The sequence below is a fragment of the Nonomuraea sp. NPDC005650 genome (assembly GCF_040605375.1).
GTDB lineage: Bacteria > Actinomycetota > Actinomycetes > Streptosporangiales > Streptosporangiaceae > Nonomuraea.
In genome coordinates this window covers 57,611-84,044 of record NZ_JBEXCR010000014.1, presented here as the reverse complement: position 1 = coordinate 84,044, position 26,434 = coordinate 57,611, and the positions used below count along the sequence as shown (strand labels likewise).

The 26,434-nt window shown below is 69.8% G+C and carries 27 protein-coding genes; 19 read left to right on the top strand and 8 right to left on the bottom strand.

The features are described 5' to 3' along the window. Positions 1-8: 8 nt before the first annotated feature. The 9 genes from ABZS69_RS24475 (at position 9) to ABZS69_RS24435 (ending at position 9,458) form a co-directional block, all read left to right on the top strand. Positions 9-1,250, top strand: coding sequence for a replication-associated recombination protein A (locus tag ABZS69_RS24475; RefSeq protein ID WP_355376878.1), 1,242 nt, complete (start codon positions 9-11; stop codon positions 1,248-1,250). 419 nt (positions 1,251-1,669) lie between these two features. Then, the gene (locus ABZS69_RS24470) at positions 1,670-2,065 is read left to right on the top strand and encodes a DUF948 domain-containing protein (protein WP_355376538.1); all 396 of its coding nucleotides are present in this window, start codon (positions 1,670-1,672) and stop codon (positions 2,063-2,065) included. Next, on the top strand, positions 2,062-2,292 hold the full coding sequence (locus ABZS69_RS24465) for a hypothetical protein (protein WP_355376537.1): 231 nt from the start codon (positions 2,062-2,064) through the stop codon (positions 2,290-2,292). Before ABZS69_RS24470 ends, ABZS69_RS24465 begins: the two co-directional genes overlap by 4 nt. A gap of 17 nt (positions 2,293-2,309) precedes the next feature. Beyond that, on the top strand, positions 2,310-4,982 hold the full coding sequence (alaS, locus tag ABZS69_RS24460) for an alanine--tRNA ligase (protein ID WP_355376535.1): 2,673 nt from the start codon (positions 2,310-2,312) through the stop codon (positions 4,980-4,982). A 1-nt stretch (position 4,983) separates the two neighbouring features. Continuing rightward, on the top strand, positions 4,984-5,463 hold the full coding sequence (gene ruvX / locus ABZS69_RS24455; protein ID WP_355376533.1) for a Holliday junction resolvase RuvX: 480 nt from the start codon (positions 4,984-4,986) through the stop codon (positions 5,461-5,463). Further along, a complete protein-coding gene (locus tag ABZS69_RS24450; protein WP_355376531.1) occupies positions 5,460-5,711 on the top strand; it encodes a hypothetical protein in 252 nt (83 codons plus the stop codon). Before ruvX ends, ABZS69_RS24450 begins: the two co-directional genes overlap by 4 nt. After that, entirely contained in the window at positions 5,708-6,985 is a 1,278-nt protein-coding gene (gene mltG / locus ABZS69_RS24445; protein ID WP_355376530.1) for an endolytic transglycosylase MltG, read from the top strand. Before ABZS69_RS24450 ends, mltG (ABZS69_RS24445) begins: the two co-directional genes overlap by 4 nt. A gap of 211 nt (positions 6,986-7,196) precedes the next feature. Beyond that, entirely contained in the window at positions 7,197-8,351 is a 1,155-nt protein-coding gene (gene mltG / locus ABZS69_RS24440) for an endolytic transglycosylase MltG (protein WP_355376528.1), read from the top strand. 249 nt (positions 8,352-8,600) lie between these two features. Continuing rightward, positions 8,601-9,458 carry a shikimate dehydrogenase gene (locus ABZS69_RS24435; RefSeq protein WP_355376526.1) on the top strand — a complete coding sequence of 286 codons (858 nt, stop codon included), beginning with the start codon at positions 8,601-8,603 and terminating at the stop codon, positions 9,456-9,458. On the opposite strand, the gene ABZS69_RS24430 is transcribed toward ABZS69_RS24435, so the two are convergent. Together ABZS69_RS24430 and ABZS69_RS24425 are read right to left on the bottom strand one after the other, a co-directional pair. After that, positions 9,430-9,849, bottom strand: coding sequence for a type II toxin-antitoxin system VapC family toxin (locus ABZS69_RS24430; RefSeq protein ID WP_355376525.1), 420 nt, complete (start codon positions 9,847-9,849; stop codon positions 9,430-9,432). The genes ABZS69_RS24435 and ABZS69_RS24430 overlap by 29 nt on opposite strands. Continuing rightward, a complete protein-coding gene (locus tag ABZS69_RS24425; protein ID WP_355376524.1) occupies positions 9,846-10,127 on the bottom strand; it encodes a type II toxin-antitoxin system Phd/YefM family antitoxin in 282 nt (93 codons plus the stop codon). Before ABZS69_RS24425 ends, ABZS69_RS24430 begins: the two co-directional genes overlap by 4 nt. A 329-nt stretch (positions 10,128-10,456) precedes the next feature. Between ABZS69_RS24425 and infC the strand changes: the two genes are divergently transcribed. From infC to ABZS69_RS24390, 7 genes are all read left to right on the top strand, one after another. Further along, on the top strand, positions 10,457-11,044 hold the full coding sequence (infC, locus tag ABZS69_RS24420) for a translation initiation factor IF-3 (RefSeq protein ID WP_090945400.1): 588 nt from the start codon (positions 10,457-10,459) through the stop codon (positions 11,042-11,044). Between the two features lie 129 nt (positions 11,045-11,173). Continuing rightward, positions 11,174-11,368 (top strand): 50S ribosomal protein L35, encoded by a 195-nt coding sequence (gene rpmI / locus ABZS69_RS24415; RefSeq protein ID WP_090761693.1) that lies wholly within the window; start codon positions 11,174-11,176, stop codon positions 11,366-11,368. Positions 11,369-11,392: 24 nt separating this feature from the next. Further along, on the top strand, positions 11,393-11,776 hold the full coding sequence (gene rplT / locus ABZS69_RS24410) for a 50S ribosomal protein L20 (RefSeq protein WP_355376522.1): 384 nt from the start codon (positions 11,393-11,395) through the stop codon (positions 11,774-11,776). Between the two features lie 165 nt (positions 11,777-11,941). Further along, positions 11,942-12,742 carry an RNA methyltransferase gene (locus ABZS69_RS24405; RefSeq protein WP_355376521.1) on the top strand — a complete coding sequence of 267 codons (801 nt, stop codon included), beginning with the start codon at positions 11,942-11,944 and terminating at the stop codon, positions 12,740-12,742. Between the two features lie 50 nt (positions 12,743-12,792). Beyond that, on the top strand, positions 12,793-13,884 hold the full coding sequence (locus ABZS69_RS24400) for an ATP-binding protein (RefSeq protein WP_355376519.1): 1,092 nt from the start codon (positions 12,793-12,795) through the stop codon (positions 13,882-13,884). Positions 13,885-14,013: 129 nt separating this feature from the next. Beyond that, on the top strand, positions 14,014-15,054 hold the full coding sequence (pheS, locus tag ABZS69_RS24395; RefSeq protein WP_355376876.1) for a phenylalanine--tRNA ligase subunit alpha: 1,041 nt from the start codon (positions 14,014-14,016) through the stop codon (positions 15,052-15,054). Next, positions 15,054-17,609 carry a phenylalanine--tRNA ligase subunit beta gene (locus tag ABZS69_RS24390; protein ID WP_355376517.1) on the top strand — a complete coding sequence of 852 codons (2,556 nt, stop codon included), beginning with the start codon at positions 15,054-15,056 and terminating at the stop codon, positions 17,607-17,609. Before pheS ends, ABZS69_RS24390 begins: the two co-directional genes overlap by 1 nt. Before the next feature lie 45 nt (positions 17,610-17,654). On the opposite strand, the gene ABZS69_RS24385 is transcribed toward ABZS69_RS24390, so the two are convergent. After that, on the bottom strand, positions 17,655-18,233 hold the full coding sequence (locus tag ABZS69_RS24385; protein ID WP_355376515.1) for a Uma2 family endonuclease: 579 nt from the start codon (positions 18,231-18,233) through the stop codon (positions 17,655-17,657). A gap of 72 nt (positions 18,234-18,305) precedes the next feature. Here ABZS69_RS24385 and ABZS69_RS24380 point away from each other — a divergent pair, with 72 nt between their 5' ends. After that, a complete protein-coding gene (locus tag ABZS69_RS24380) occupies positions 18,306-18,539 on the top strand; it encodes a hypothetical protein (RefSeq protein WP_355376514.1) in 234 nt (77 codons plus the stop codon). Between the two features lie 8 nt (positions 18,540-18,547). On the opposite strand, the gene ABZS69_RS24375 is transcribed toward ABZS69_RS24380, so the two are convergent. After that, positions 18,548-19,153: a Uma2 family endonuclease gene (locus ABZS69_RS24375; RefSeq protein WP_355376512.1), complete on the bottom strand. Its 606-nt coding sequence runs from the start codon at positions 19,151-19,153 to the stop codon at positions 18,548-18,550. 118 nt (positions 19,154-19,271) lie between these two features. On the opposite strand from ABZS69_RS24375, the gene ABZS69_RS24370 reads away from it, so the two are divergent. Continuing rightward, on the top strand, positions 19,272-20,012 hold the full coding sequence (locus ABZS69_RS24370) for a metallophosphoesterase family protein (RefSeq protein ID WP_355376510.1): 741 nt from the start codon (positions 19,272-19,274) through the stop codon (positions 20,010-20,012). Between the two features lies 1 nt (position 20,013). Here the strand turns inward: ABZS69_RS24370 and ABZS69_RS24365 are convergent, their stop codons facing one another. The 4 genes from ABZS69_RS24365 to ABZS69_RS24350 all read right to left on the bottom strand — a co-directional run bounded on the left by ABZS69_RS24365 (position 20,014) and on the right by ABZS69_RS24350 (position 24,058). After that, a complete protein-coding gene (locus tag ABZS69_RS24365; RefSeq protein ID WP_355376508.1) occupies positions 20,014-21,303 on the bottom strand; it encodes an MFS transporter in 1,290 nt (429 codons plus the stop codon). 113 nt (positions 21,304-21,416) lie between these two features. Further along, positions 21,417-21,770, bottom strand: coding sequence for a nuclear transport factor 2 family protein (locus ABZS69_RS24360; RefSeq protein ID WP_355376506.1), 354 nt, complete (start codon positions 21,768-21,770; stop codon positions 21,417-21,419). Between the two features lie 17 nt (positions 21,771-21,787). After that, positions 21,788-22,198: a hypothetical protein gene (locus ABZS69_RS24355; protein WP_355376504.1), complete on the bottom strand. Its 411-nt coding sequence runs from the start codon at positions 22,196-22,198 to the stop codon at positions 21,788-21,790. A gap of 198 nt (positions 22,199-22,396) precedes the next feature. Further along, positions 22,397-24,058: a class I adenylate-forming enzyme family protein gene (locus ABZS69_RS24350; protein ID WP_355376502.1), complete on the bottom strand. Its 1,662-nt coding sequence runs from the start codon at positions 24,056-24,058 to the stop codon at positions 22,397-22,399. A 285-nt stretch (positions 24,059-24,343) separates the two neighbouring features. Here ABZS69_RS24350 and ABZS69_RS24345 point away from each other — a divergent pair, with 285 nt between their 5' ends. Further along, entirely contained in the window at positions 24,344-26,011 is a 1,668-nt protein-coding gene (locus ABZS69_RS24345; RefSeq protein WP_355376501.1) for an endo-1,4-beta-xylanase, read from the top strand. Positions 26,012-26,434 lie beyond the last annotated feature (423 nt).

The following is a 26,434-nucleotide window of genomic DNA, read 5'->3' as shown; positions in this document are numbered from 1 at the left end:
CGGTGCGGATGCGACCGCGCTCGCTCGACGAGGTGATCGGCCAGCGGCACCTGCTCGGCCCTGGCACCCCGCTGCGGCGCCTGGTCGAGAGCGAGGCTCCCATGTCGCTGTTCCTGTGGGGGCCGCCGGGCACCGGCAAGACCACGCTCGCCTACGTCGTCTCCAACGTCACCAAGCGCCGCTTCGTCGAGGTCTCCGCCGTGTCGGCGGGCGTCAAGGACGTGCGCGCCGCCATCGACAACGCGCGGCGCGAGCTCGGCATGAGCGGGCGGCAGACGGTGCTGTTCGTGGACGAGGTGCACCGCTTCAACAAGGCCCAGCAGGACGCGCTGCTGCCCGCCGTGGAGAACCGCTGGGTCACCTTCATCGGCGCGACCACCGAAAACCCGTTCTTCTCGGTCATCTCGCCGCTGCTGTCACGCTCGCTGCTGCTCACCCTGGAGTCCCTGTCCGAGGACGACATCCGCGCCGTGCTGGAGCGGGCCGTCTCCGACCCGCGCGGCCTCGGCGGGCGCGCCACGCTCGCGCCCCAGGCCCTGGAGCATCTCGTACGCCTGGCGGGCGGCGACGCGCGCAGGTCGCTGACCTACCTGGAGGCGGCCGCGCTGCTGGCCGACGACATCACCGTGGAGGTGGTGGAGAAGGCCGTCGACAAGGCCGCCGTACGCTATGACCGGCAGGGCGACCAGCACTACGACGTGATCAGCGCGTTCATCAAGTCGATGCGCGGCTCCGATGCCGACGCCGCCCTCCACTACCTGGCCCGCATGATCGAGGCCGGGGAGGACCCCCGCTTCATCGCCCGCCGCATCGTCATCTTCGCCTCCGAGGACGTCGGCCTGGCCGACCCGACCTGCCTGCAGACCGCGGTCGCCGCGGCCCAGGCGGTGCAGCTCATCGGGCTGCCGGAGGGGCAGATCAACCTGGCGCACGCGGTCATCCACTGCGCGACGGCCCCCAAGTCCAACGCCGTGGTCAAGGCCATCGGGGCCGCCATCGGCGACGTCCGGCGCGGCCTCATCGGCCAGGTGCCCGGCCACCTCCGCGACGCCCACTACCCGGGAGCGGCCAAGCTCGGCCACGGGGACGGCTACAAGTACCCGCACGACTTCGACCACGGGCTGGTGCGGCAGGAGTACGCGCCCGAGCAGGTGCGCGAGCGCCGCTACTACGAGCCGACCCGGCACGGCGCGGAGGCCCCGATAGCGGACCGCTGGGCCAAGATCCGCGACTTCCTCCGCGGCACCTGACCCCCGGCGCCCCGGGCACATGGCGGGCCGTCGTGCGGTGGTGTTCGGCGCAAGGCGGTCGGCGCGGCGGGTGTGCGGCAGGTGTGGTCCCAGGGGTGGACGTGTGGGGCAGGGCGGAGGATGGCGTAGGTTTGTGGGGGTTCGCGGGTGTCGGGACGCGGCCAGGCCGGAGACGGCAGGCGGCGTACGAGGCCGGGGCGGCACGCGGGCGGCCGGGGAAGCGCCGGGCGCCGACGCGGCGGCACGAGCAGGGCCGGTGTCCTCGTCAAGGCACGATTCGAGGTCAGTGGCATCGCTGAGGCGCGATCGAGGTCAGCGGCATCGCCGACGCGATTCGAGGTCGGCGTCCTCACCAAGGTTGTCACTCGAACGCGATAAGGTCTTGCCGTTCCAGCCCAGCGTACGAGGGAGATGAGCGCATGCTTACCGCTGGAGAGGTCGCCGGCCTGATCGCGGCCACGGGCTGGATAGTCCTGGTCTGCGTGCTCGCCATGGTGCTCATCAAGCTGGCCAGGCTGCTCACCGAGGCCACCAAGGCGGTCTCCGACCTGAACGACCGCCTGACGCCGCTGCTCGACGACATGAGCGTCACGGTCAACGAGACCAACAGGCAGCTGATCGCCGTCGAGGCCATCGCCAAGGACGTCAAGCAGGTCAGCGGCCACGCGGCCAAGCTCAGCGCGGTGACGCAGACCATCTTCACGGGGCCGCTGATCAAGGTGTCCTCGCTCGCGTACGGCGTCCGGCGCGCCATCGAGGCCCGCAGGCCCCGCAAGGTCGTCCCGAGGCCGCGGCAGAGGCAGGCGGCGCGATGATCAGGCGGTTGTTCTACCTGTCGCTGGGCGCGTTGCTCACCTTCTGGGTGATGCGCAGGCTGCAGGCGCTCCACCCCGACCACGTCGCCCGCAGGACGGCCAACGGCGCCGCGGGGATGCTCCGGCAGGTGAGAGACTTTACTTCCGACGCGCTCGGCGAGGCCGCGGAGCGCGAAACCGAGTTGCGAGCACGCTTCGGACTCGACAAGGCTGAAGACAACAACTAACGCAAAGGATGGCCAACATGGAGTCGGCAGAGATCGCCCGCCGCTTCCTGCGCTTCTTCGAGGAGCGTGGGCACAAGGTAGTGCCCTCGGCCAGCCTGATCGCTGAGGACCCCACGCTACTCCTGGTTAATGCCGGTATGGTGCCGTTCAAGCCGTACTTCCTGGGGCAGCGCAAGCCTCCGGCGTCACGGCTGGCTACCGCGCAGAAGTGCGTGCGCACCCCCGACATCGACGAGGTCGGCAAGACCACGCGGCACGCGACGTTCTTCCAGATGCTGGGCAACTTCTCCATCGGCGACTACTTCAAGTCCGAAGTGATCCCGTTCGCGTGGGAGCTGCTCACCCGCTCCGAGTCCGACGGCGGCTTCGGCTTCCCCGAGGACAAGCTGTGGGCGACCGTCTACCAGGACGACGACGAGGCCTTCGACATCTGGCACAACCGCGTCGGCCTGCCCGAGCACCGCATCCAGCGGCGCGGCCTGGAGGACAACTACTGGCACATGGGCGTGCCCGGCCCCGGCGGCCCCTGCTCGGAGATCTACTACGACCGCGGCGCCGAGTACGGCAAGGAGGGCGGGCCCGTCGCCGACGAGGACCGCTACCTCGAGGTGTGGAACCTCGTCTTCATGCAGTACCAGCTCAGCCAGGTCCGCTCCAAGATCGACTTCGACGTGGCGGGCGAGCTGCCGGCGAAGAACATCGACACCGGCATGGGCCTGGAGCGCATGGCGGCGATCCTGCAGGGCGTCGACAACATCTACGAGATCGACACCACGTACAAGATCCTCGACAAGGCGGCCGAGCTCACCAAGACCCGCTACGGGCGCGACCACCGCGCTGACGTCAGCCTGCGCGTGATCGCCGACCACGTCCGCACCGGCACCATGCTGGTGGCCGACGGCGTGCTGCCGAGCAACGAGGGCCGGGGCTACGTGCTGCGCCGCATCCTGCGCAGGAGCGTACGCAACCTGCGCCTGCTCGGCTCCGGCGACGAGCGCTACATGCACGAGCTGACCGACGTCGCGATCAACGTCATGGGCGAGCAGTACGCCGAGCTCAAGGTCGACGCGCCGCAGATCCACGCGGTCATCGACGCCGAGGAGACGTCGTTCCTGGGCACGCTCCGCACCGGCACGGCGATCTTCGACGTGGCGGTCGAGGAGACCAAGCGCAAGTCCGGCACCACGCTCTCCGGCGACCAGGCGTTCCAGCTCCACGACACCTACGGCTTCCCGATCGACCTGACGCTGGAGATGGCGGGCGAGCACGGGCTCAAGGTCGACGAGGAGGGCTTCCGCAGGCTCATGAAGGAGCAGCGGGAGCGGGCGAAGGCCGACGCCGCGGCGAAGAAGACCGGCAACGCCGACATCTCCGTCTTCGGGCAGCTGCTGGAGAAGGCGGGCAAGGTCGAGTTCCTCGGCTATGACCAGACCGAGGCCGACACCAGCGTGGTCGGCATCCTCGTCGACGGCGTGTCCGTCCCGGCGGCGGGCGCGGGCGCGACCGTGGAGGTCGTGCTCGGGCGCACCCCGTTCTACGCCGAGGGCGGCGGCCAGCTCGCCGACCAGGGCGTGATCCGCACCAGCGGCGCCGAGGTCGAGATCGTCGACGTGCAGACGCCGCTCGCGGGCCTGGTCGTGCACCGGGGCAAGATCCGCAGCGGCGAGCTCAAGGTCGGCGACGACGCGCAGGCGGAGATCGACCTCGAGCGCCGCCGCGCGATCTCGCGCAGCCACAGCGCCACCCACCTCGTCCACCGCGGCTTCAAGAACGCGCTCGGCGAGACGGCGGCCCAGGCCGGCTCGGAGAACTCGCCCGGCCGCTTCCGCTTCGACTTCACCGCGGCGGGCGCGGTGCCGCCCAGCGTGCTGCGCGACGTCGAGGACGAGGTCAACGCCGTGCTCATCAACGACCTCAAGGTCAACGCCTTCTACACCTCGCAGGCGGAGGCCAGGGCGATGGGCGCGCTGGCCATGTTCGGCGAGAAGTACGGAGACGAGGTCCGCGTCGTCGAGATCGGCGACTACTCGCGCGAGCTGTGCGGTGGCACCCACGTCCACAGCTCCGGCCAGCTCGGCCTGGTCAAGGTGCTGGGCGAGCAGTCGGTCGGCGCGGGCGTCCGCCGCGTCGAGGCGCTCGTCGGCATCGACGCCTTCCGCTTCCTGGCCCGCGAGAGCGTGCTGGTCGCGCAGCTCACCGAGCAGCTCAAGGCGCGCCGCGAGGAGCTGCCCGAGCGCATCGACGGCATCGTCACCCGGCTGCGCACGGCGGAGAAGGAGCTGGAGAAGATCCGCTCCGCCCAGGTGCTCCAGGTGGCCGGTGATCTCGCCGCCAAGGCGGGCGACCTGCGTGGAGTCTCCGTTGTGACACACCGCGCGCCTGATGGCACCGGTGCGGATGATCTGCGTAAGCTCGCGCTGGATGTGCGTGGCAGGTTCCCGGCGGACCGGCCGGCGGTCATCGTGATCGCCGGCGTCCCCTCCGACCGACCTGTGGTGGTTGCCGCGGTCAATGAGGCGGGACGCGAGCGCGGACTCAAGGCCGGGAAGCTGGTCGGCGTCGCCGCCAAGGCTCTTGGGGGTGGCGGTGGCGGCAAGGACGACGTCGCGCAGGGCGGCGGCACACGGCCGGAGGCGATCGGCGAGGCGCTGCAGCTGGTCGAGCAGGCTATCGCGGATCAGCTCGGCTGACATGAGGTTCGGCACGCGGATCGGCGTGGACGTCGGATCCGTACGCGTCGGCGTGGCCCGCAGTGACCCTTCCGGGTTGCTGGCCACGCCGGTAGAGACGGTCAAGCGAGGCAAGGGCGACCTCGACCGCATCGCCGCGATCGTCGCGGAGCACGAGGCGATCGAGGTGATCGTGGGGCTGCCCACCTCGCTGTCCGGACGCGAAGGGCAGGCGGCGGGGCTGGCCCGCCAGTTCGCCGCCGAGCTCGCGGTCCGGCTCGCGCCGACGCCCGTGCGGCTGTTCGACGAGCGGCTGACCACGGTCGCCGCGACGCACGGGCTGCGGGCGAGCGGCATGAAGGCCAAGAAGCAGCGCGACGTCGTGGATCAGGCCGCGGCTGTCGTGCTGCTTCAGGACGCGCTCGACTCCGAGCGCGTCACTGACAGACCCCCAGGCAGGCCCGTCGCACCGCCCCCAGCGGCCGACGGACCTGCCTCATGAGCGCGCGCGTCACGGGGGACGCGCCCGCGCAGGCGGTGTACACAGCATGGTGCATGACCACGACGTGGCTGCAGGTCTGCTGGGTCGCGCCCGCGCCGGCTGCGCGCACATACGTACGAGGCACGGTCGCGCCGATGGTGCACACCCGCGCGCGGGGCACGGCCGCGCCGGCGGCACGCACATACGCGCAGGGCACGGCCGTGGGGGCTCCGGCCGACTGCCCGGCTGACGGCGGGGTGGCCGCGTGAACGGCACACCCGGCAACGAGAACGAGAACGAGGGCGACCTCGGCGACGTGATCCCGTTTTCCGCCGACGACTCCGCGCAGGAGGAGCCGGAGCAGCGCGAGCCGACGCCGGAGCAGCGGGACTCGGAGGCGGAGCGGCGGGACTCGGCTCCAGAGCGGCGGGACTCGGAGGCGGAGCGGCGGGAGCCGGCTCCGGAGCAGCGGGTCCCGGAGGTGGAGGCCGTCGCGCCGCCCGAACGCCGCCAGCGGGCCATGCGCAAGGCCGGGATGTTCTCCGCGGGCCTGATCGTGGCCGTGGTGGCCTTGGGAGCGGGCGCGTTCGCGGTGCTCAAGCCGTACCTGAGCCCCGACGACTTCGAAGGGCCCGGCAGCGGCGCCGTGACGGTGCGGATCTCGCCGGGTTCGAGCGCGCAGTCCATCGGCTCGGTGCTGGCCGAGGCCGGGGTGGTGGCGAGCGCGAAGTCGTTCGTGCGGGTGACGGAGGAGCGCGCGGTCACCAACCGGCTGCGGCCCGGACACTACCGGCTGCGCAAGGGCATGGCCGCGAAAGAGGCGCTCGACCTGCTGCTGGCGCCGGCGTCCAGGGTCGTGCGGCGCGTCACCGTCCCCGAGGGCATGCGGACGTCCGAGGTGCTGGCCCGCGTCGCCAAGCTGGCCGGGCTGCCGCTCAAGGAGTTGCAGGGCGTCGACAAGGCTCTCGTCGGGCTGCCCTCGTACGCCGAGGGGCTGGAGGGGTTCCTGTTCCCGGCCACGTACGAGGTCGAGCCCGGCGACACGGCGGTGGACGTGCTGGCGGCGATGGTCGAACGCTTCCGGGTCGCCGCCCGCCAGGTCGGCCTGGAGCAGGAGGCGGCCCGTAAGCACCTGACGCCGCTGGAGGCGGTCACGGTGGCCAGCATGATCCAGGCCGAGGGCGGGGTCGACGCGGACTACCCGAAGATCTCCAGGGTGATCTACAACCGCCTCCAGAAGGGCACCCCGCTGGAGATCGACAGCACCGTGCTGTACGCCCAGAACCGCAGGAGTCTGAAGATTACGGAGCGTGACACCAAGGTCGCCTCTCCCTACAACACCTACCAGCACAAGGGGCTGCCCCCCGGGCCCATCGCCAATCCTGGGGAGAAGGCACTGATGGCGGCCCTGAACCCAGCCCAAGGTGATTGGCACTGGTTTGTGACCACGGATCCGGCGCATAGAATCACCAAATTCACCAACAAAGAGAGCGAGTTCGTGAGATACCGGGAAGAGCTGAATAAGAACCTCGGGACGAGTTGATGTTCGGCGGGACCCCCTCCGTCCCGGCGCAAATGCCCCTAAACGGGTCATGCGCCCTCTTTCCATCCCTTAGCATGGCTACCCAGAGTGATCTCCGCTGGCCGTGGGAGCATGTCCGGCGGGCCCCCCAGTTCCGCTCGGTGACCCAAGCCGGTTCGGCGGTTTCGCTTGACGCCCGGCCGGTCGTACCGGGAGATTGGCCAGCGCACCTATGAACGATCTCGATCTGAACACTCTGCTAGGCGCCGAGGACGACGGCGGTCGCACCCGGCGCAGCCGCGGCGGCGGCAAACGCGGCGGCGGGCGCCGCCGGCGCCGACGCCGCAACCGCGGCGGCTTCATGGCGCCGCTGCTCGCCTTCGTCGTGCTGGCGGGCATCATCGGCGGTGGCGGTTACTACGGCTACCTGTGGCTCAGCGACGCGCTCGTCCCCGACGACTACACCGGTCAGGGCACCGGCGAGGTCATCGTGGAGATCAAGGACGGCCAGAGCGCCTCGGACGTGGCGCAGGAGCTGGAGAAGCAGGGGGTCGTGGCCAGCGCCAGGGCGTTCACCAACGCCATCGGCAACGCCAACAGGAGCGGCTCGCTGCAGCCCGGCTCGTACAAGCTGCGCAAGAAGATGTCGGCCGCGAGCGCGGTGGCGCGGCTCATCCCGGACAACCGGCTGCTCGCCAAGGTGACGCTCAAGGAAGGCCTGCGCCTGTCCCAGACCCTGGACACACTGGCCAAGGAGACCGGCAAGCCCCTCAAGGAGTTCACCGCCGCGGCCAAGGACGTGGAGCAGCTCGACCTGCCGGGCTACGCCAAGGGCAAGCTGGAGGGATACGCCTTCCCGGCCACGTACGAGGTCCAGCCCAAGACCACGGCGACCCAGATCCTGGCTGCGATGGTCAAGCGGTACAACCAGACGGCCGAAAAGCTGGACATCGAGGGCAGCGCCAAGGCGCTCGGCCACACGCCGCACGAGCTCATGGTCATCGCGAGCATCGTGCAGGCCGAGGCCGGTCGGCAGGAGGACATGCCGAAGATCGCCCGCGTCATCTACAACCGGCTGGATCACAACCCGGAGATGAAGCTGGCGATGGACAGCACGGTCATGTACGCGCTGAACAAGTACGGCACGGCCGCCACGTTCGCGGAGACGAAGACCAAGAGCCCGTACAACACGTACCTGCACCTCGGCCTGCCCCCCGGGCCCATCACGAACCCCGGGGACCACGCGATCGAGGCCGCTCTCAGCCCCGCCAAGGGGCCCTGGCTCTACTTCGTCGCCACCGACCCCAAGAGCAACGTCACCAAGTTCGCCACCACGGAGGCCGAACGCCAGGCGCTGCTGGCCGAATACCGCAGGAACGGCGGCTGACCGACGCTCAGACGCTCCACGCGCCCGCCCACCTCCCACGGTGGGCGGGCGTCTCGTTGGGAGCCGGGCAACACCCATCCTTTACGGCTGCGCACGGTGGGCACCTCCCGCCGACGTGCGCCGCCCCCGTCCAAGGGACGCTTCTCAGGTGATGGGACGACCCGCCGTGACGCGCGCCCCGTGGGCCGTCCGAGCGGGAGAAGCGTGGGCGACGGGGCGATAAGGTCGTCATGTTCGGAAGGAGTGTGGATGCGGGCTGCGGTGATGGGGTCGCCCATCGGTCATTCGCTCTCGCCTTACCTGCATTGGGCCGCCTACCAGGCGATGGGGTTCGACGGGTGGAGCTACGAGGCGTTCGAGTGCGACGAGGCGCGGCTGCCCGGGCTGCTGGGCGAGCTGGTGCCCGTGCGCGGCCAGGTTTCCGAAGACGCGGACCCGTGGGCGGGGCTGTCGCTGACCATGCCGCTCAAGCGGGCCGTGCTGCCCCTGCTCGACACCGTGTCCGACACAGCCGTCGAGGTCGGCGGGGCCAACACCGTGGTGTTCCGCGACGGCCTCCGGCACGGCCACAACACCGACGTCTACGGCATCGAGCAGGCGCTGGCCGAGGCCGGGGTGCCCGCGCCGCGCTCCGCGACCGTGCTCGGCGGTGGCGCCACGGCGGCCTCGGCGCTGGCGGCGCTGCGCAACCTCGGGCTGTTCTCCGCGACGCTGCTGGTACGCGACCCCGCGCGGGCGGGGGAGACGGTGGAGGTGGCCGAGCGGCTGGGCGTGGCGCTGGCGGTGGAGACGTTCGACAAGCTCGACGCCTTCACGCGGGTGGACCTGGTGGTCTCGGCGCTGCCGGGCGGGGCCGCCGACGCGTTCGCCGACCGGCTGGCGCGGGTGCCCGCGCTCTTCGACGTGGTCTACTCGCCCTGGCCGACCAGCGCGGCGGCGGCCGTCCGGGCTGCGGGCGGCACCGTGGTCGGGGGGTTCGCGATGCTGCTGCACCAGGCGGTGCGGCAGGTGGAGCTGATGACGGGCCGGACGGACGTGCCGGTGGAGGCCATGCGCACGGCGGGCGAGGCCGAGCTCGCTAGGCGGTCGGCCAGTCGAACGGGTTGATCGTTTCGACGTCGAGCCCCACGAAGTCCTTGACGTTGCGGGTCACGAGGGTGCAGCCATGCGCGCGGGCCGTGGCGGCGATGAGGCCGTCAACGATCGGGATCGGACGCACGGCTTGCATCCGCCCCCACTCCTGGGCGACGGCGGCGGTGACAGGCAGCACCCTGGTCCTGAACTCGTGCTGCAGCCGATCCAGCCAGGCCTCGTAGCCGTGGGCCTGCACGGCGTCGCGGCGGCGTAGGAGCTCGATGCCCTTGCGGATCTCGCCGAACACCATGACGCTCAGGTAGAGGCTGGGCCCGGTGATGGTGTCCAGCCAGGCCTGCACGCTGTCGTCCCTGGTGCGCTTGGTCATTTCTGACACGACGTTGGTGTCGAGGATGTAGCTCACGCGCCGTCTCCGAGATCGACGTCACGCGTTTCGTCGCTCTGGTCGCGAGTGAGGTCGAGCGCGCCCAGGTCAGGGCCAGAGAGCAGGAACTCCTTGAAGTCCGGTTGCTTGCCCTTGAGCTGGCGGTATTCCTCCATGTCGAGGATCACCACCACGTCCCTGCCGTGCTTGGTGACGATCTGCGGCCCCTCGTCGTGGGCCTTCCTGACGACTTCACTGAAGTGCTGCTTGGCCTCCTGTAGCTGCCATTTGGTCACTTCTGTCTGGAGCGCGGTCATAAGACCCCTTTCTGACTAGTCTGGACAGAAGTCTAGCGTGGAGGGCCGGGCCGCCGGGGATGATTCGAGGAAGGCTGGACGTTGTGGTAACGTAGCTCTCTGATCGGTCCGGCATGACATTGCTGGACGCGCAAGCGGAGGTCTCCCTCCCACCTGAGTCGCCGGAAGGCGGACGGGTCCAGGATCACGCCGGACTACTCCGGGGAGCTCAAAGGCCACGAAGGCGAAGAGCTCAGTGGCCCCGCATGCGCGACGTGCGGGGCTTTTCGCATTGGGCGAGGGGCTCCCGGCACGACGAGCACGTAGGGATCGCAAACCTAGGAGGCCCCATCAGCACTGAGCCCCGCATCAACGAGCGTATCCGAGTTCCCGAGGTTCGCCTCGTGGGCCCGAACGGCGAGCAGGTAGGCATCGTCTCGATTCACGACGCCCTGAAGCTCGCCCAGGAGGCCGACCTCGACCTCGTCGAGGTCGCGGCCACGGCTCGACCGCCCGTGTGCAAGCTCATGGACTACGGCAAGTTCAAGTACGAGTCCGCGATGAAGGCGCGCGAAGCGCGCAAGAATCAGGCGCACACGATCATCAAGGAGATCAAGCTCCGGCCGAAGATCGACCCGCACGACTACGAGACCAAGAAGGGTCACGTGGTGCGGTTCCTCAAGGCGGGAGACAAGGTCAAAGTCACGATCATGTTCCGTGGTCGCGAGCAGTCCCGGCCGGAGCTCGGTTTCCGGCTCCTGCAGCGGCTCGCGGACGACGTCCAGGAGCTCGGTTTCGTGGAGTCCCACGCCAAGCAGGACGGTCGTAACATGATCATGGTGATCGGTCCGCACAAGAAGAAGGCCGAGGCCAAGGCCGAAAAGGCCGCAGCCAAGGCGCAGCGTGGCAGCGAGGACACTTCCCCACAGGAAGGATGACCCGCGGTTGGGGTTAGCCTTACAGAGCACCCCGATTTGAGCCACCACCAGCAGACGAAGACGCCGCGACCGGGTCGGCCCACCACCGGCCCGGCCCGTGGCACGACCGAAACGAGGAGAGACGGCGACATGCCGAAGATGAAGACGCACAGCGGTGCGAAGAAGCGGTTCCGGGTCACCGGCACCGGCAAGATCAAGCGTCGCCGTGCCAACCGCGCGCACTACAACGAGTGGAAGTCCTCCACGCTGACGCGCCGTCTCAAGAACGAGGTCGTCCTTTCCGACGCCGATTCCAAGAAGATCAAGAAGCTGCTCGCTAAGTAGCGCGATTCCCCGGGGAGAAGAAACATGGCACGCGTGAAGCGGGCGCTCAACGCCAAGAAGAAGCGCAGGGTCGTCCTCGAAAGGGCAAGCGGTTACCGTGGCCAGCGGTCGCGTCTGTACCGCAAGGCCAAGGAGCAGATGCTCCACTCGATGACGTACGCCTACCGGGACCGCAAGGACCGTAAGGGTGCGTTCCGCCGTCTGTGGATCCAGCGGATCAACGCCGCCGCCCGCCAGAACGGCATGACCTACAACCGCCTGATCCAGGGTCTGCGCCTGGCCGGCGTCGAGGTCGACCGCAAGATCCTGGCTGACCTCGCGGTGAACGACAGCCAGACCTTCGCCACGCTCGTCGAGGCTGCCAAGAAGGCGCTGCCGGCGAACGTGAACGCTCCGGCCGCGAGCTGAAGCACCGCGAGCTGAGGCGATCGTCTTAATCGAGGGGCCCACCGATGACGGTGGGCCCTTTGTTGCTGTGCGGGACGGCGTTGAGCGGGACAGCGCTGGTGAGACAGCGCTTGTGAGACAGAGGCAGGGCGTCCCGGACAGGGCGTGGGGGACAGGGAGACAAGCATGGCCGGGTCCGAGCTGACCAACGTGAAGTCGCCGCGGGTGAAGGCGGCCAGGCGGCTCACCAAGCGGGCCTTCAGGGATCAGGACCGCAAGTTCCTGGCCGAGGGGCCGCAGGCGGTCCGTGAGGCGCTCAAGCTCGACGGCGTGACGCTGGAGCTGTTCAGCACCGCCGAGGCCGAGCTGCGCCACCCCGAGCTGATCACCGAGGCCCGGCTGAAGGGCGTGCCCGTGCACCGGGCCAGCGGCGAGGTCATGGCGGAGCTGTCACAGACGGTGACCCCGCAGGGGCTGGTGGCCGTCTGCACGCTCGTGCACGTCCCCCTCGACGCGGCCCTGACCGAGCCGCGCCTGGTCGCCGTGCTCGCCCACGTGCGCGACCCGGGCAACGCCGGCACCGTCATGCGGGCGGCCGACGCCGCCGGAGCCGACGCGGTGATCTTCACCGACGCCTCCGTGGACCCGTACAACGGCAAGTGTGTACGCGCCAGCGCCGGCAGCCTTTTCCACCTGCCCGTCGTCATCGGTGCACCGGTGAGCGCCGCCGTGCGTCAACTCAGGGAGCGTGGCCTGCGCGTGCTGGCAGCCGACGGCGCGGGCAAGCACACGCTCGACGATGTCGATCTTACCGGACCCACCGCGTGGATCTTCGGCAACGAGGCCTGGGGACTGCCGGAGGACGTACTGGCCGAGGCGGACGATGTGGTCAGAGTGCCTATCTACGGACAGGCCGAAAGCCTGAACCTGGCCACCGCCGCGGCGGTATGCCTTTACTCCTCGGCTAGGGCTCAGCGAGTGCCCTAGGCGGCGGGAAACCCGCTATTGTCGGCGTTGTAGGCGGAGGAGGCGAGTTCGTGCACGGCGCAGACACCGACGGGCGAGTAGTGGCCGCCGCGTGCACGATAGCCATCGACGACCTTCCCGACGGCCTCATCGTGACCGACAGTGACGGCTGCGTGCTGGCCGTCAACCGGGCGGCCGCCCGGCTCACCGGGGTCCCCATGGAGCGCGCGGTCGGCAGGCACATGAGCGACGTGTTCCCGTTCCGCGACCACGACGGGCGCGACTGGTGGAAGGCGCTCGACCCCGAGGGCGGGCTGCGCATCAGGAGCAGGGTGCCGGAGCGCCCGCTGCACCTGCCCGGCGGCCAGGAGCTGTACGTCGCGGCCAGGTTCGTACGCGAGCCGGAGCGCGGCGGCGAGGTCGACCGCGTCACGATCACCCTGCGCGACGGCGGCGCCCGCGCCCGGCTGGAGCGCAGCCGCGCCGACCTGGTCTCGACCGTGGCCCACGAGCTGCGCTCGCCGCTGACCAGCGTCAAGGGCTTCACCGCGACCATGCTGGCCAAATGGGAGCGCTTCACCGACGAGCAGAAGCGCGTCATGCTCGAGACGGTCAACAACGACGCCGATCGCGTCACCAGGCTCATCACCGAGCTGCTCGACGTCTCGCGCATCGAGTCGGGCCGGCTGGAGGTGCGCCGCCAGGTCGTCGACGTCGCCGCCAGGGTGCGCAGGCTCGTCGCGGGCCGGGTCGCCGCGGGCGAGACCGAGGAGCGCTTTCGCCTGATCACCGGCGACGACCTGCCGGAGATGTGGCTCGACCAGGACAAGATCGACCAGATCCTGGGTAACCTGGTGGAAAACGCGCTGCGCCACGGGCGCGGCACTGTGACAATCGAGATCGAGTCCGTTGGATGGGGAGTTGCCGTGTCGGTGCGCGACGAGGGCGAGGGCATCGAGCCCGAGCTGGCTCCGCGCGTCTTCCGGCAGTTCTGGCGGGGCGGCAACAGCCGCAGGCGCGGTGGCACCGGGCTCGGCCTCTTCATCGTCAAGGGCCTGGTCGAGGCGCACGGCGGCACGATCACCGTGCAGCGGGCGCCCGAGGGCGGGGCGGAGTTTCGATTTACCGTGCCCACCGGCACGCCCGACTTCGCCACGCCTTAGCGATCGAGTCGGCCCCGGTGGGCGGGCCCACTAGACTCATTTCCGCTCAAGCCCTGGATACGGAGCTCACTCTTGTCTGACTACGACCCCGTCGAGGTGACACCGTTGCATGCCGACGAGGTGTCCCGCATGGAGGCCGACGCCATCGAGGCGATCAAGGCGGCCACCGGCCTCGACGCACTCAAGCAGGCCAGGCTGGCGCACGCGGGTGACCGCTCGCCCATCGCCCTGGCCAACCGCGAGATCGGCGCCCTGCCGCCGGCCGCCCGCGCCGAGGCCGGCAAGCGCGTCGGCACCGCCCGCAAGGCGATCAACGAAGCGCTCGCCGCCCGCCAGGCCGAGCTCGAGGCCGAACGCGACGCGCGGGTGCTCGTCGAGGAGAGCGTCGACGTCACCCTGCCGTGGGACCGGCGGCCGCGCGGGGCCCGCCACCCGCTGACCACGCTGCAGGAGCGCATCGCCGACGCGTTCATCGCCATGGGCTACGAAGTGGCCGAGGGCCCCGAGCTCGAAGGCGAGTGGTTCAACTTCGACGCGCTCAACATCGCCAAGGACCACCCGGCCCGCTCAGAGCACGACACGTTCTTCGTCGGGTCCACCGACTCCGGCATGGTGCTGCGCACGCAGACCTCGCCGGTGCAGGTCCGCGCGCTGCTCCAGCGCGAGCTGCCGGTCTACGTGATCTCGCCGGGCAAGACGTTCCGCACCGACGAGCTCGACGCCACCCACACCCCGGTCTTCCACCAGACCGAGGGGCTGGCCGTGGACGAGGGCCTGACGATGGCCCACCTCAAGGGCACGCTCGACCGGTTCGCGGAGGTGATGTTCGGCAAGGGCATCACGACCCGCTTCCGGCCCAACTACTTCCCGTTCACCGAGCCGTCCGCCGAGATGGACCTCAAGTGTTTCGTCTGTCGCGGCGCCTCGGCCGTCCCCGGTAACCCGCCCTGCCGCACCTGCAAGTCGGAGGGCTGGATCGAGTGGGGCGGCTGCGGCATGGTCAACCCGCGCGTGCTCATCGCCTGCGGCGTCGACCCGTCGCGATACTCCGGGTTCGCGTTCGGCATGGGCATCGAGCGGACGCTGATGTTCCGCCACAACGCCGAGGACATGCGTGACATGGTCGAGGGAGACGTGCGCTTCACGCTCCCGTTCGGAATGGAGATCTGATGAAGGTCCCGCTTTCCTGGCTGCGGGAGTATGTCGATCTCCCGGCGGTCACCGCCCACGAGGTGGCCGACAAGCTCACGGCCGCCGGGCTCAAGCTTGAGGCGATCAGCTCGCACGGCCACGACGTCAAGAACGTCGTCGTCGGCGAGGTGCTCACCATCGAGGAGCTGAGCGGCTTCAAGAAGCCGATCCGGCACTGCAAGGTCGAGACCGGCGAGGCGACGCCGCGCGAGATCGTCTGCGGCGCCACCAACTTCGCCGTCGGCGACCGCGTCCCCGTCGTGCTGCCCGGCGGCGTGCTGCCCGGCGGGTTCGAGGTCGGGGCGCGCAAGACGTACGGACGCATGTCGGAGGGCATGATCTGCTCCGAGCGCGAGCTCGGGCTGAGCGACGACCACGGCGGCATCATGGTGCTGCCGCCCGACACCCCGATCGGCGCCGACGTGGTCGAGCTGCTCGGGCTGCGCGACGACGTGATCGAGCTGGAGATCACGCCCGACATCGGCTACGCGCTGTCGATCAGGGGCGTGGCCCGCGAGGTGGCGACCGCGTTCGGGGTGGAGTTCCGCGACCCGGCCGACATCGAGCTGCCCGCCGAGACCAGCCCGTCGTGGCCGGCGTCGATCGGCGACCCGACCGCGTGCGACAGGTTCGTGCTGCGCGAGGTCAGCGGCTTCGACCCCGCCGCCCAGAGCCCGCTCTGGATGCGGATCCGCCTCACGCGCGCCGGCATGCGCTCCGTGTCGCTGGCCGTCGACATCACCAACTACCTCATGCTGGAGCTCGGGCAGCCGCTGCACGCGTTCGACCGCGCCAAGCTGCGCGGCGAGATCGTCGTGCGCCGCGCCGTCTCGGGCGAGCGGCTCGAAACGCTCGACCACGTCGTACGCGAGCTCGACCCCGACGACATCCTGATCACCGACCAGTCGGGGCCGATCTCGATGGCCGGCACCATGGGCGGGCTGGAGACCGAGATCTCCGACGACTCGACCGACATCGTCATCGAGGCCGCCCACTTCTCCGCCACCGGCATCTCGCGCGAGTCGCGCAGGAACGGGCTGGTGTCGGAGTCCTCCAAGAGGTTCGAACGCGGCGTCGACCGCGAGCTGCCGCTCGTCGCCTCGTGGCGGGCGGTGCAGCTGCTGGCCGAGCTGGGCGGCGCGACCGTCCAGCCCGGGGTCACGCACGCCGAGGTCGAGGTGTCGCCGGCGCGCATCGCGATCCCGTCGGGCTACCCGAGCACCGTGGCCGGTGTCACCTACTCCAAGGAGACCGTCGTCTCCCGGCTGCGGCAGATCGGCTGCGTCGTGGTCGACGGCGAAGACCCGGCCGTGCGCCAGGGCGGCGTCGACCCGACCGGGGTCGTGACCGGCGGCGCGCTGGCGGCCAGGCTGGCCGTCACCGGCGACGACATGATCACGGTGACGCCGCCGTCGTGGCGCCCCGACCTCACCGACCCCAACGACCTGGCCGAAGAGGTCATCCGGCTGGAGGGCTACGAGACCCTGCCGTCGGAGCTGCCCTCCGCCCCCGCCGGGGCCGGGCTCACCGAGGGCCAGCGGCTGCGCAGGCGGGTCGGCCGGGCGCTGGCCGAGGGCGGCTACGTCGAGGTGCTCAGCTACCCGTTCATCAGCGCCGACGACTTCGACCGGCTGCTGCTGCCCGCCGACGACGCGCGCCGCAACGCCATGCGGCTGGCCAACCCTCTGTCGGAGGACGAGCCGCTGATGCGCACGACCCTGCTGCCGGGGCTGCTCAAGACCCTGGTGCGCAACGCCGGGCGCGGGTTCACGGACGCGGCGCTGTTCGAGATGGGGCCGGTCTACCGGCCGCGCGTGGGCGCTCCCGAGGTGGCGCCGGTGCTCGGCGTAGAGCGCCGGCCGACGGCCGAGGAGCTGGCCTCGATCGAGGCCGCGCTGCCCGACCAGCCGGTGCGGGTCGCGGCGGTGCTGGCCGGGGAGTTCGAGCGGTCGGGCTGGTGGGGCAGCGGTCGAGCCGCCTCCTGGGCCGACGCGGTGCAGGCCGCGCGCCTGGTCGCGGCCGAGGCCCGGCTGGAGCTGTCCATCAGCGCCGACCAGCACGAGCCCTGGCACCCCGGCCGGTGCGCCGCCCTCTACGTGGGCGACACGCTGGTGGGGCACGCCGGCGAGCTGCACCCGCGCGTCATCGAGGCGTACGGGCTGCCGCCGCGCACCGCGGCCATGGAGCTGGAGCTGTCGCGCCTGGAGCCCGCCATGCCGGGCCCGGTCGAGACCCCGCCGGTGTCGGCCTACCCGGTGGCCACGCAGGACGTCGCGCTGATCGTCCCCGACTTCACGCCGGTGGCCGACGTGGAGGCCGCCCTGCGCGACGGGGCCGGTGAGCTGCTGGAGTCGATCCGGCTGTTCGACGTGTACGCGGGGGAGCAGGTGGGCGAGGGGAACAAGTCGCTCGCCTACACGATGCGCTTCCGCGCCGCGGACCGGACGCTGACGGTGGAGGAGACGACGACGGCCCGCGACGCGGCGGTGGCGATGGCGACCGACCGCGTGGGGGCTCAGCTCCGCAGCTCCTGAACCGCTGTTCACAGGGCTGGTACGGCATGCGACCGTGCCAGCCCTTCATGCTAGGTCGGTGAGGTCGATGTCCAGGTCGAAGGGGACGGTCAGCTTCAGCCTGTCCTGATGGACACCGGTGAGAACGTAGGCGCCGGCGGCTGGGTCCAGTTCGTGGACGTGGACGACCAGCCGGCCGGTCTCGGTCTCGACCAGCCAGAAGTGCGGGATCCCGGCCTCGGCGTAGAGGAGCGGCTTGCGCTTCCTGTCACGGGACCTGGTGTCGCGGGAGACCACCTCGATGGCGAGGATGACGTCCTTCCCCCAGTAGAAGGTCCGGTCCGGGGCGTCTTCGCCGGGGAGACGGATGATCGTGACGTCGGGCTCCGGGCGCTGATCCTCGTCCAGGATGATCGTCATCCGGCTGCGCACCCGCAGGTCCTCCGGCACCCAGTGCTGGAGAGCGGACGAGAAGAGATACACGGCGCACGAGTGGATGGCGGTCTGGTAGGCGAAGAAGACCAGGCTGCCGTCGATCAGCTCCGCGTGGTTGGGCAGCCCGGGCAGGCGGTCGAGGTCTTCGGCGACGAACCCCTCCGGGGGCGGCCTGACCCAGGACGGTAGCTCTTCGATGTCGTCTTCCATGACGCAAAGTTATCATCCTGCGACTTTACGTGTGTGTGGCATTCGATGACGTGGGTGGCAGAATGCGGTCGCATGAGGCAGTTGCTGGTGTTCGCCGAGCGGGATGACGCCGAGGGGGTCGCGGAGACCCTCGGGGAGTGGTTTCCGGCGCTCGGGGTGCCGCGGGTGGTGCGGGAGACGCTGGCCGGGGAGGACGACGCCGCGGACGCGCAGTGGCTGGTCGTCGTCGAGGGGCTGGACGCGAGCGCGCTGGCCAAGGTGGACGAGCTGGTGGAGCGGCACGGGGGATGGTGGGAAGCGGGCTGAGCCCGGGCTCAGAGTCGGTCGATCTCCGCGAAGTCGATGACCAAGTCGAAGGGGACGGACAGCTTGAGGCATTCGTGGTGGATGCCGGTGAGGGAGTAGGAGCTGGTGGCGGGGTCCAGCTCATAGACGTAAATGACGGCTTTCTCGGAGTGCTCCTCGATCCGCCAGAAGTAAGGTATGCCGGCCTCGGCGTAGAGCTGCGGCTTTCGGTGACGGTCACGGACCGTGGACTCGGGAGAGACGACCTCGACGATGAGAACTACATCTTCTGCCTTGTAGCAAGAGTCCTTGAGGGTGCCGACAGCTTCCGCCTTGATGACCATGAGGTCGGGCTCTGGACGCTGGCTGCGGTCGAGGATGACGCTCATCTCGCGCCGCACTCGAAGCTCCTCTGGGGCAGCTTGGCGTAGGGCGACGAGGAGGAGATCGACCACGTGCGCATGGAAGGAAAGCTGAGGGCTCACGAAGACCAAGCTTCCATCAATCAACTCTGTGTGCGCAGGCAAATCCGGAATGTGATCGAGGTCCTCGGCGACGAACCCTCCAGGCGGAGGAAACACCCAGTCGGGCAGCGAGGGATGCGTCATCTTAACGATCACCGCTTCGGCAGTCATGGACCAACGCTACCAATCTAATGCGCTCACGCCCTGTGAATGAACACATACGCAGCATGAGCGTTCGTCGGGCGCGAACGGGCGCCCGGGGAGCTGTTCGGTGGGGGAGAGTGGGCGTATGCGTATCGCCGTGTTGTCCGACATCCACGGGGTGTTGCCTGCGCTCGAAGCCGTGCTGGCCGAGCCTGGCGTGGCCGGGGCCGAGGTGATCGTGTTGACCGGGGACATGGCCGCCGGGCCGATGCCGGTGCAGACGCTGGACGTGCTCGTCTCGCTCGGTGAGCGGGCCCTGTGGGTCAGCGGGAACGCCGACAGGGAGCTGGTGGAGGCGGTTCGGGGGAAGGCCAGCCCTTATCCCGTGTCCCAGTGGGCGGCCGGGCGGTTGCGGGACGATCAGGTCGAGCTGCTGGCCGGGCTGCCCGATCGGCAGGTGGTCGAGCTGGGGCGGCTGGGGACCACGTTGTTCGTGCACGCGACGCCGCGCAGCGACGAGGAGATGATCCTCGTGGACAGCTCGCTGGAGCGGTGGGCCGAGGTGCTGGCCGGGGAGGACGCCGCCACCGTGGTGCTGGGCAACACGCACATGCCCTTCGTGCGGCTGGCCGACCGGGTGCTGGTCGTGAACCCGGGGTCGGTCGGCATGCCGTACGGGCGGAGCGGGGCGGACTGGGCGTTGCTCGACGGTGACACCGGGGCCGTGACCCTGCGCAGGACCCCGCTCGACGCCGCCCGGGTGGGGGAGCGGCTGGTGCGGGAGAGCGGGTTCGGCGGGATCGAGGAGTGGGTGGCGGACTACGTGACGAACGTCTACTCCGACGCCGAGGCGCTGCGGGTGTTCGCCAAGGCGGAAAACCGGTGAGCTAGACCGCGGTGGCCTCCCTGCGGGCCTTCTCCGCCAGGGCGTGCTCGTCCGTCCTGGCGTCGTACCGGCGGAATTTCGGCAGTGCGGAGGCCAGGCCGAGCACGGCGGCCACGCACAGCAGGCCGCCCGCCCCGAGGGAATAGCGGGTGCCGCCAAAGTTGGCCATCAGGCTGGCGCGGGCGTTGCCCAGCATCGGGCCGGACGCGTACGACAGGAGCTCGATCCCGGCCAGCCGCCCGCGCAGCTCCGGCGGGATCGTCTGGTTCCACATCGTCATGCGGAAGATGCCGCTGACCATGTCGGCGGCGCCCGCGAAGGCGATGCAGACGAACACCACCCAGACGTTGGGCGCCAGCGCCGACGAGGCCACCGCGACGCCCCAGAGGGTGGCTGCGATGATCACGCCCAGGCCCTGGCGCTGCACGCGGGCCGCCCAGCCACCCGTGATCGAGGCGACCAGCGCGCCCACCGCCCCCGCCGAGTACAGCAGCCCCAGCGCCTGCGGGGCGCGCAGCTCGTCGGCCAGGAACGGGAAGAGCGACGTGGCCATCGCGAACACCATGGCCGCGATGTCCACCAGGTACGTGCCCACCAGGTCAGGGCGGCTCATCGCGTACCGCATGCCCTCGACCAGGGACTTCAGCGATGCGGGGGCGGCGTCCTCGGCCGGCGGCAGCGACCGGATCCGCCACAGCAGCACCAGCGACACCACGAAGCTCAGCGTGTCGAGGCCGTACGCCGCTGCCGGCCCGAACGAGGTCACCAGCAGGCCGCCCAGCGCCGGGGCGACGATGGCGCCGAAGTTCCAGCGCATGCTCGACAGCACCGCCGCCGCGCCCTGCTGCTCGTGCTTGACCACCTGCTGGAACACGGCCTCCAGGCTGGGCCGCTGCAGGCAGGAGATGCCCGTGGAGACGGCGCCCATCACGTACAGGACCCAGATCTGGGGGTCGGGGAGCATGGCGTTGACCGTGAGCGCGCCCGTGGTGACCAGCAGGCCCAGCTCGCTCAGGACGATGATCTTGCGGCGGTCGAGCGCGTCGGCGATCGCCCCGCCCCACAGCCCGCACACCACCATCGGGACGAACTCCGCCAGGCTCACCAGGCCGACCGCCAGGTAGGAGTCGGTCAGCTCCTTCATCTGGTACGGCACCGCGACCATGGTGATGAACGTCCCGAACATCGTGATGACGCCGGAGGCGAACAGGAGGCGATAGTCGCGGGAGTCGCGCAGGGGACTCACGTCGATGGCGATGTGACGCAGGAGGCGCTTCAGTCCAGTGGGCACGAGCGTCAATTTTCCGTTGTGGGTGACGACCGGGGCAAACCGTTTTCCGCCTGGTGGCGGCAGGCCGAAGGCCCCCGCCGGGAAACCGGCAGGGGCCTTGCGCGAGGGGCGGGTCAGGCGGCGGGCACCTTGTCCAGGAAGCCGAGGACCGTGCGGATCCGGCCGTCTTCTGCCAGCTCCACCACGTCGAACCCGATCGCGACCGGCTCCCCGCCCTCCGGGCCCAGGTGCCAGGTGAAGCGGGCGATGTGGTGGTGGGCGTCGTACACCTCGCCCGGGGTGAACACCAGGCCGGCGAACATGCCCTGGGCGCCCGCGATCACCGCGGCGATCGCCTCGTGGCCCGCCACGTCGGCCAGGGGGTCGGTGTAGGTGCCGTCCTCGGTCCACAGCTCGGCCACGGCCTTGGCGCGGGCGTCGGCGTCGGTCTCGTTCCAGGCGGCGATGTAGCGCTCGATGAGGTTCATGGTCATTCCTTCGGTTGTCAGTTGTTGCGGGTCTTGCGGAGGCCGACGATCTGGAGCTCGGCGAACACGCCGACCACCAGGGCCTGGGCGATGGTCCAGATGGCGCCGATCGTGGTGAGATCGGCGGCGCCGGTGACGACGGCGGCGACGCTGCCGAGGGTCCAGACGATGTTCAGGGCGATCACGGCCCTGGTCGCGGCCGGGCTGACGGCGCGGCGGCCGGCGAGGAGGCCGACGGCGACGCCGTACACCAGCAGGAAGGCGCCGATGCCGCGCAGCAGGCCCGCGCCGGGGCCGAGCAGGTCGCTCACGGGGCCGGCGAAGGCGAGGTAGACCAGCCCGTTGCCGCCGGTGACGACAGCGTCGGCGGCCAGCGCGAGGCGCAGGAACTTCATCCGGTCGGCGGTGACGGTCAGGGCGGTGCTCATTGTCGGGCTCCCTTGGTGGCGGCTTCTTCTCGACACCTGAAAGATGCCAGCCGCGACGTAGGGGCCGCGATTACCCGGCACGTAAAGGGAACCGCCGAAAGTCGCTTCCACCTGCGGTGATGCTCATTGTGTGACGGTGGTCACCCGGCACGCGAAGGCCTCCCGGCGCCGGGCGCGGGGAGGCCGGGAAGAAGGGGGTTACGCGCCCAGGATCTCCCTGCGCAGGTGGGTCTTGAGGATCTTGCCGCCGGGGTTGCGGGGCAGCTCGCCCTCCCGGAACCAGATGTGCGCCGGGACCTTGAACTTGGCGATCCGCTCCTTGAGGAACGACTGGAGGTCCTCGGTGGCGACCGAGGTGCCGGGGGCCAGGCGGATGACCGCGCCGACCTCCTCCCCGAGCTCGTCGTGCGGCACCCCGATCACCGCCGCGTCGTCGACCGCCGGGTGCTCGAACAGGGCCGCCTCGACCTCCGCGCAGTAGACGTTCTCGCCGCCCCTGATCACCATGTCCTTGGCCCGGTCCACGATGTAGACGAAGCCCTCTTCGTCGATCTTGGCCAGGTCGCCGGTGTGCAGCCACCCGTTGACGAACGTCTCCGCCGTCGCCTGCGGCTTGTTCCAGTAGCCCAGGATGACGTTCGGGCCGCGTACGCACAGCTCGCCCACCTCGCCGGGCGGCAGCTCGGCGCCCATGGGGTCGACCACGCGCACGTCCACGACGGGCGAGGGCAGGCCGATGCTGTCGGGCTTGGCGTGGTAGTCGGCGCCGCCGTTGCCGACGGCCAGGGCCGTCGTCTCGGTCATGCCGTAGCCGTTGGAGGGGGCGCGGTTGGGGAGGTTGCGGGTGATGCGTTCCAGGAGCTTGGGCGGGGCGGGGGCGCCGCCGTACCCGAGGGTGGTCAGGGACGACAGGTCGTACTTGCCGAAGTCGGGGTGGGACATGAGCTGCCAGGCGTTCGTGGGCACCCCGATCATGGCGGTCACGCGCTCCCGCTCGATCAGGCGCAGCGCCTGCTCGGGGTCCCACTTGTACATGAGCACGAGGCCGCCGCCGGCGAACATCGTGGTGGTCAGGGCCGAGAAGCAGCCCGTGACGTGGAACAGGGGGACGGTCAGGAGCGTGATCCGGCGGGTGCCCGCCGCGGCCGCGACGTCCTTGCCCGCCATGGCCACCGCCCGCATGAGGCCGAAGGCGACGGTCATGGGGGACTGGCCCAGGTTGCGGTGGCTGCCCAGCGCCCCCTTCGGGCTGCCGGTGGTGCCGGAGGTGTAGAAGATCGTGGCGGGATCGTCCGGGGCCAGCTCGACGGCGGGGAGCGTGACGTCGGCGGCGACCTCGCCCAGCACGTCGTCGAAGCCGCGCGCGCCCTCGGGGACCTCGCCCCGGGCGACGATCAGCGGGACGCCCGTCGAGGCGAGGCGGGCGGCGCGCTCGCCGTCCGCGATCAGCACCTTGGCGTCGGAGTCCCGCACGCCGTAGGCCAGCTCGGCCTCCGTCCACCAGGCGTTGAGCGGCACGGCGATGGCCCCCGCCGCCAGCGCGGCCGAAAGGGAGACCACCCATTCGGGGTAGTTGCGCATGGCGATGCCCACCCGGTCGCCCTTGCGCACCCCGTACTCCTCGACCAGGCGGTTGGCGAGGGTGGCGGCGCGGCGGAAATGGTCCTCGAACGTGATGTGCTCGTCCTCGTACACGAGGAAGACCTTCTCGCCGTGGTAGCGGCTCATCTCCAGCAACGCCCGGAAGTGGGTGGGCGCGTGTTTCCAGGTGCGTATCCCGGTGTCGCCGATCTCCTCGATCTCGAACAGCTGGCCGGGTCCGGTGAGCTGGGCCACGACCTGGGCATGCGAAGGGGACATACGCCGAACTCCCGGCTGGTGGACGATTATTCTGGATAAATCACAGTACCGACCGGTAGGTACGTTGCGCTAGAGCAGCGGAAACGGCCCCTATTCGACCCCGGCGCCGGGGTGGCCGGCTCGTGAAAGTTTCATTTTTCTTCCGATAATTTCTGCCGTTTAGCTGCTGGTTTAGTGCCCGATCCAAGCCGGCATTGACCCTCATCTCGCATGTCAATACCGTCTGCGGTGCGATCCGTCAGGGATCGAAAGCTTTCGGAATCGAGTGCCTGCCTCCGGAGGTAGATGTCCGTGCATTCGTCCTCGTCCGCCAGAGTCCTCCTCGCCCTCGTGGGGATGCTCGCAGCCTTCCTCCTGCCGGCCGGCCCGGCCCACGCCTCCGCGCCGTTACGCACCCACGCGGCGGCCAAGGGCAAGTTCATCGGGGCGGCGCTCGCCACCGGCCCGCTCGCCGGCGAGACCGCCTACCGCGACCTCGCCGCCACCGAGTTCAGCCAGGTCACCGCCGAGAACGCGATGAAGTGGGACTCGACCGAGCCCAGCCAGGGCCAGTTCAACTTCTCCGGCGCCGACGCCATCGTCAACTTCGCCACCCAGAACAACCAGCAGGTCCACGGCCACACGCTCGTCTGGCACAACCAGACCCCGGGCTGGGTGCAGGGCCTGAGCGCCACCGCCATGCGCAGCGCCATGCAGAACCACATCAGCCAGGTCGTCGGCCACTACGCGAACAACCCGGCCGTGGTCTCCTGGGACGTGGTCAACGAGGTCTTCGACGACAGCGGCAACCTGCGTACCTCGTTCTGGTACAACACGCTGGGCCAGAGCTACATCGCCGACGCCTTCAGGGCCGCCCGCGCCGCCGACCCCGACGCGCGGCTGTGCATCAACGACTACAACACCGAGGGGATCAACGCCAAGAGCACCGCGATCTACAACCTGGTCTCGTCGCTGCGCCAGCAGGGCGTGCCCGTCGACTGCGTGGGCTTCCAGACGCACCTCGCGATCCAGTACGGCTTCCCGGGCGACTTCCAGCAGAACCTCCAGCGCTTCGCCGCCCTCGGCGTCCAGGTCCGCATCACCGAGCTGGACGTGCGCATGGTGATGCCGAGAGACGCCACCAAGGACGCCACGCAGGCCACCTACTACCGCAACGTCGTCAACGCCTGCCTGGCGGTGACCGCCTGCGCCGGCGTGACGATCTGGGGCTTCACCGACAAGTACTCCTGGGTGCCCGACACCTTCTCCGGGCAGGGCGCGGCGCTGATCTACAACGAGAGCTACCAGCAGAAGCCGTCGTACACCGCCGTGCACGACGCGCTGGCCGGCGGCTCGACCACCGACCCCACCCCGCCGACCACGCCGGGCACGCCCTCGGCGGGCAACGTCACCTCGAACTCGGCCGCGCTCACCTGGACCGCCTCCACCGACAGCGGCGGGAGCGGGCTGGCCGGGTACGACGTCTACCGCGAGCAGGGCACGACCGACCAGCTCCTCGGCCAGTCCACGACCAACTCGATCTCGCTCACCGGGCTCAGCCCCTCGACCCAGTACCAGGTGTACGTCCGGGCGCGTGACGGAGCCGGGAACGTCTCGGCGAACTCCGCCCTGGGCACCTTCACCACCACGGCCGGCCCCGGCGGCGGCGGTGGGTGCACGGCCGCCGGGACCGTGCAGACCCAGTGGGCCACCGGGTACGTCGTCCAGCCCGTGACCGTCACCAACACCGGGACCTCCGCCATCACCGGCTGGACCGTCACCTTCACCCTGCCCGCCGGGCACACGCTGACCGGCTCGTGGAACGCGACCCTGACCGTCAGCGGGCAGACCGTCACCGCCAAGAACCTCGGCTACAACGGCAACCTGGCCCCGAACGCCGGCACGACCTTCGGCTTCCAGGTCAGCCGGCCGAGCGGTAACACGCAGACACCTTCCGGATATACCTGCGCATAAAGGCCCGAATCCTTCACGACCTGCCGGTTCTCCGACCGGCAGGTCGTGTCGCGTCCGTGGGCTGAAATTTACTTTCACTCACGCAGAACCAGGTGAAGCCTGCTTGCACATTGAGAGACCCTCATGCACCGTGGAACCAAGATTGAGAAAGGAGGGACGGTGCAGGTCAGGGGCCCGATTTGGGGAGGAGGTGAAACCTGCGATGTGCGATCCATCGGGCTTTGGGACCACGATCGTGCAAGAGCTCGGACGCATAGTCCGGGATGCGATCAAGTCAACACCCCGGACCGTACGGTTTCTCGTGATACTTGCTGCCGTTGTCATAGCGATCGGCGCTACCACAGCCATGATCGACTAAACGGCCGCCGCATGTAGTGGCAATACATGCGAACTGAGGTCAGGCTAACGTGGGGCGGGTCACGT

Coding starts and splice junctions, on each gene's coding strand:
- ABZS69_RS24475 (WP_355376878.1), top strand. CDS start 9: ATGCGACCGCGCTCGCTCGACGAGGTGATCGGCCAGCGGCACCTGCTC.
- ABZS69_RS24470 (WP_355376538.1), top strand. CDS start 1,670: ATGCTTACCGCTGGAGAGGTCGCCGGCCTGATCGCGGCCACGGGCTGG.
- ABZS69_RS24465 (WP_355376537.1), top strand. CDS start 2,062: ATGATCAGGCGGTTGTTCTACCTGTCGCTGGGCGCGTTGCTCACCTTC.
- alaS (WP_355376535.1), top strand. CDS start 2,310: ATGGAGTCGGCAGAGATCGCCCGCCGCTTCCTGCGCTTCTTCGAGGAG.
- ruvX (WP_355376533.1), top strand. CDS start 4,984: ATGAGGTTCGGCACGCGGATCGGCGTGGACGTCGGATCCGTACGCGTC.
- ABZS69_RS24450 (WP_355376531.1), top strand. CDS start 5,460: ATGAGCGCGCGCGTCACGGGGGACGCGCCCGCGCAGGCGGTGTACACA.
- mltG (WP_355376528.1), top strand. CDS start 7,197: ATGAACGATCTCGATCTGAACACTCTGCTAGGCGCCGAGGACGACGGC.
- ABZS69_RS24435 (WP_355376526.1), top strand. CDS start 8,601: ATGCGGGCTGCGGTGATGGGGTCGCCCATCGGTCATTCGCTCTCGCCT.
- ABZS69_RS24425 (WP_355376524.1), bottom strand. CDS start 10,127: ATGACCGCGCTCCAGACAGAAGTGACCAAATGGCAGCTACAGGAGGCC.
- rpmI (WP_090761693.1), top strand. CDS start 11,174: ATGCCGAAGATGAAGACGCACAGCGGTGCGAAGAAGCGGTTCCGGGTC.
- rplT (WP_355376522.1), top strand. CDS start 11,393: ATGGCACGCGTGAAGCGGGCGCTCAACGCCAAGAAGAAGCGCAGGGTC.
- ABZS69_RS24405 (WP_355376521.1), top strand. CDS start 11,942: ATGGCCGGGTCCGAGCTGACCAACGTGAAGTCGCCGCGGGTGAAGGCG.
- pheS (WP_355376876.1), top strand. CDS start 14,014: ATGGAGGCCGACGCCATCGAGGCGATCAAGGCGGCCACCGGCCTCGAC.
- ABZS69_RS24390 (WP_355376517.1), top strand. CDS start 15,054: ATGAAGGTCCCGCTTTCCTGGCTGCGGGAGTATGTCGATCTCCCGGCG.
- ABZS69_RS24385 (WP_355376515.1), bottom strand. CDS start 18,233: ATGGAAGACGACATCGAAGAGCTACCGTCCTGGGTCAGGCCGCCCCCG.
- ABZS69_RS24380 (WP_355376514.1), top strand. CDS start 18,306: ATGAGGCAGTTGCTGGTGTTCGCCGAGCGGGATGACGCCGAGGGGGTC.
- ABZS69_RS24375 (WP_355376512.1), bottom strand. CDS start 19,153: ATGACTGCCGAAGCGGTGATCGTTAAGATGACGCATCCCTCGCTGCCC.
- ABZS69_RS24370 (WP_355376510.1), top strand. CDS start 19,272: ATGCGTATCGCCGTGTTGTCCGACATCCACGGGGTGTTGCCTGCGCTC.
- ABZS69_RS24360 (WP_355376506.1), bottom strand. CDS start 21,770: ATGAACCTCATCGAGCGCTACATCGCCGCCTGGAACGAGACCGACGCC.
- ABZS69_RS24355 (WP_355376504.1), bottom strand. CDS start 22,198: ATGAGCACCGCCCTGACCGTCACCGCCGACCGGATGAAGTTCCTGCGC.
- ABZS69_RS24350 (WP_355376502.1), bottom strand. CDS start 24,058: ATGTCCCCTTCGCATGCCCAGGTCGTGGCCCAGCTCACCGGACCCGGC.
- ABZS69_RS24345 (WP_355376501.1), top strand. CDS start 24,344: ATGTCCGTGCATTCGTCCTCGTCCGCCAGAGTCCTCCTCGCCCTCGTG.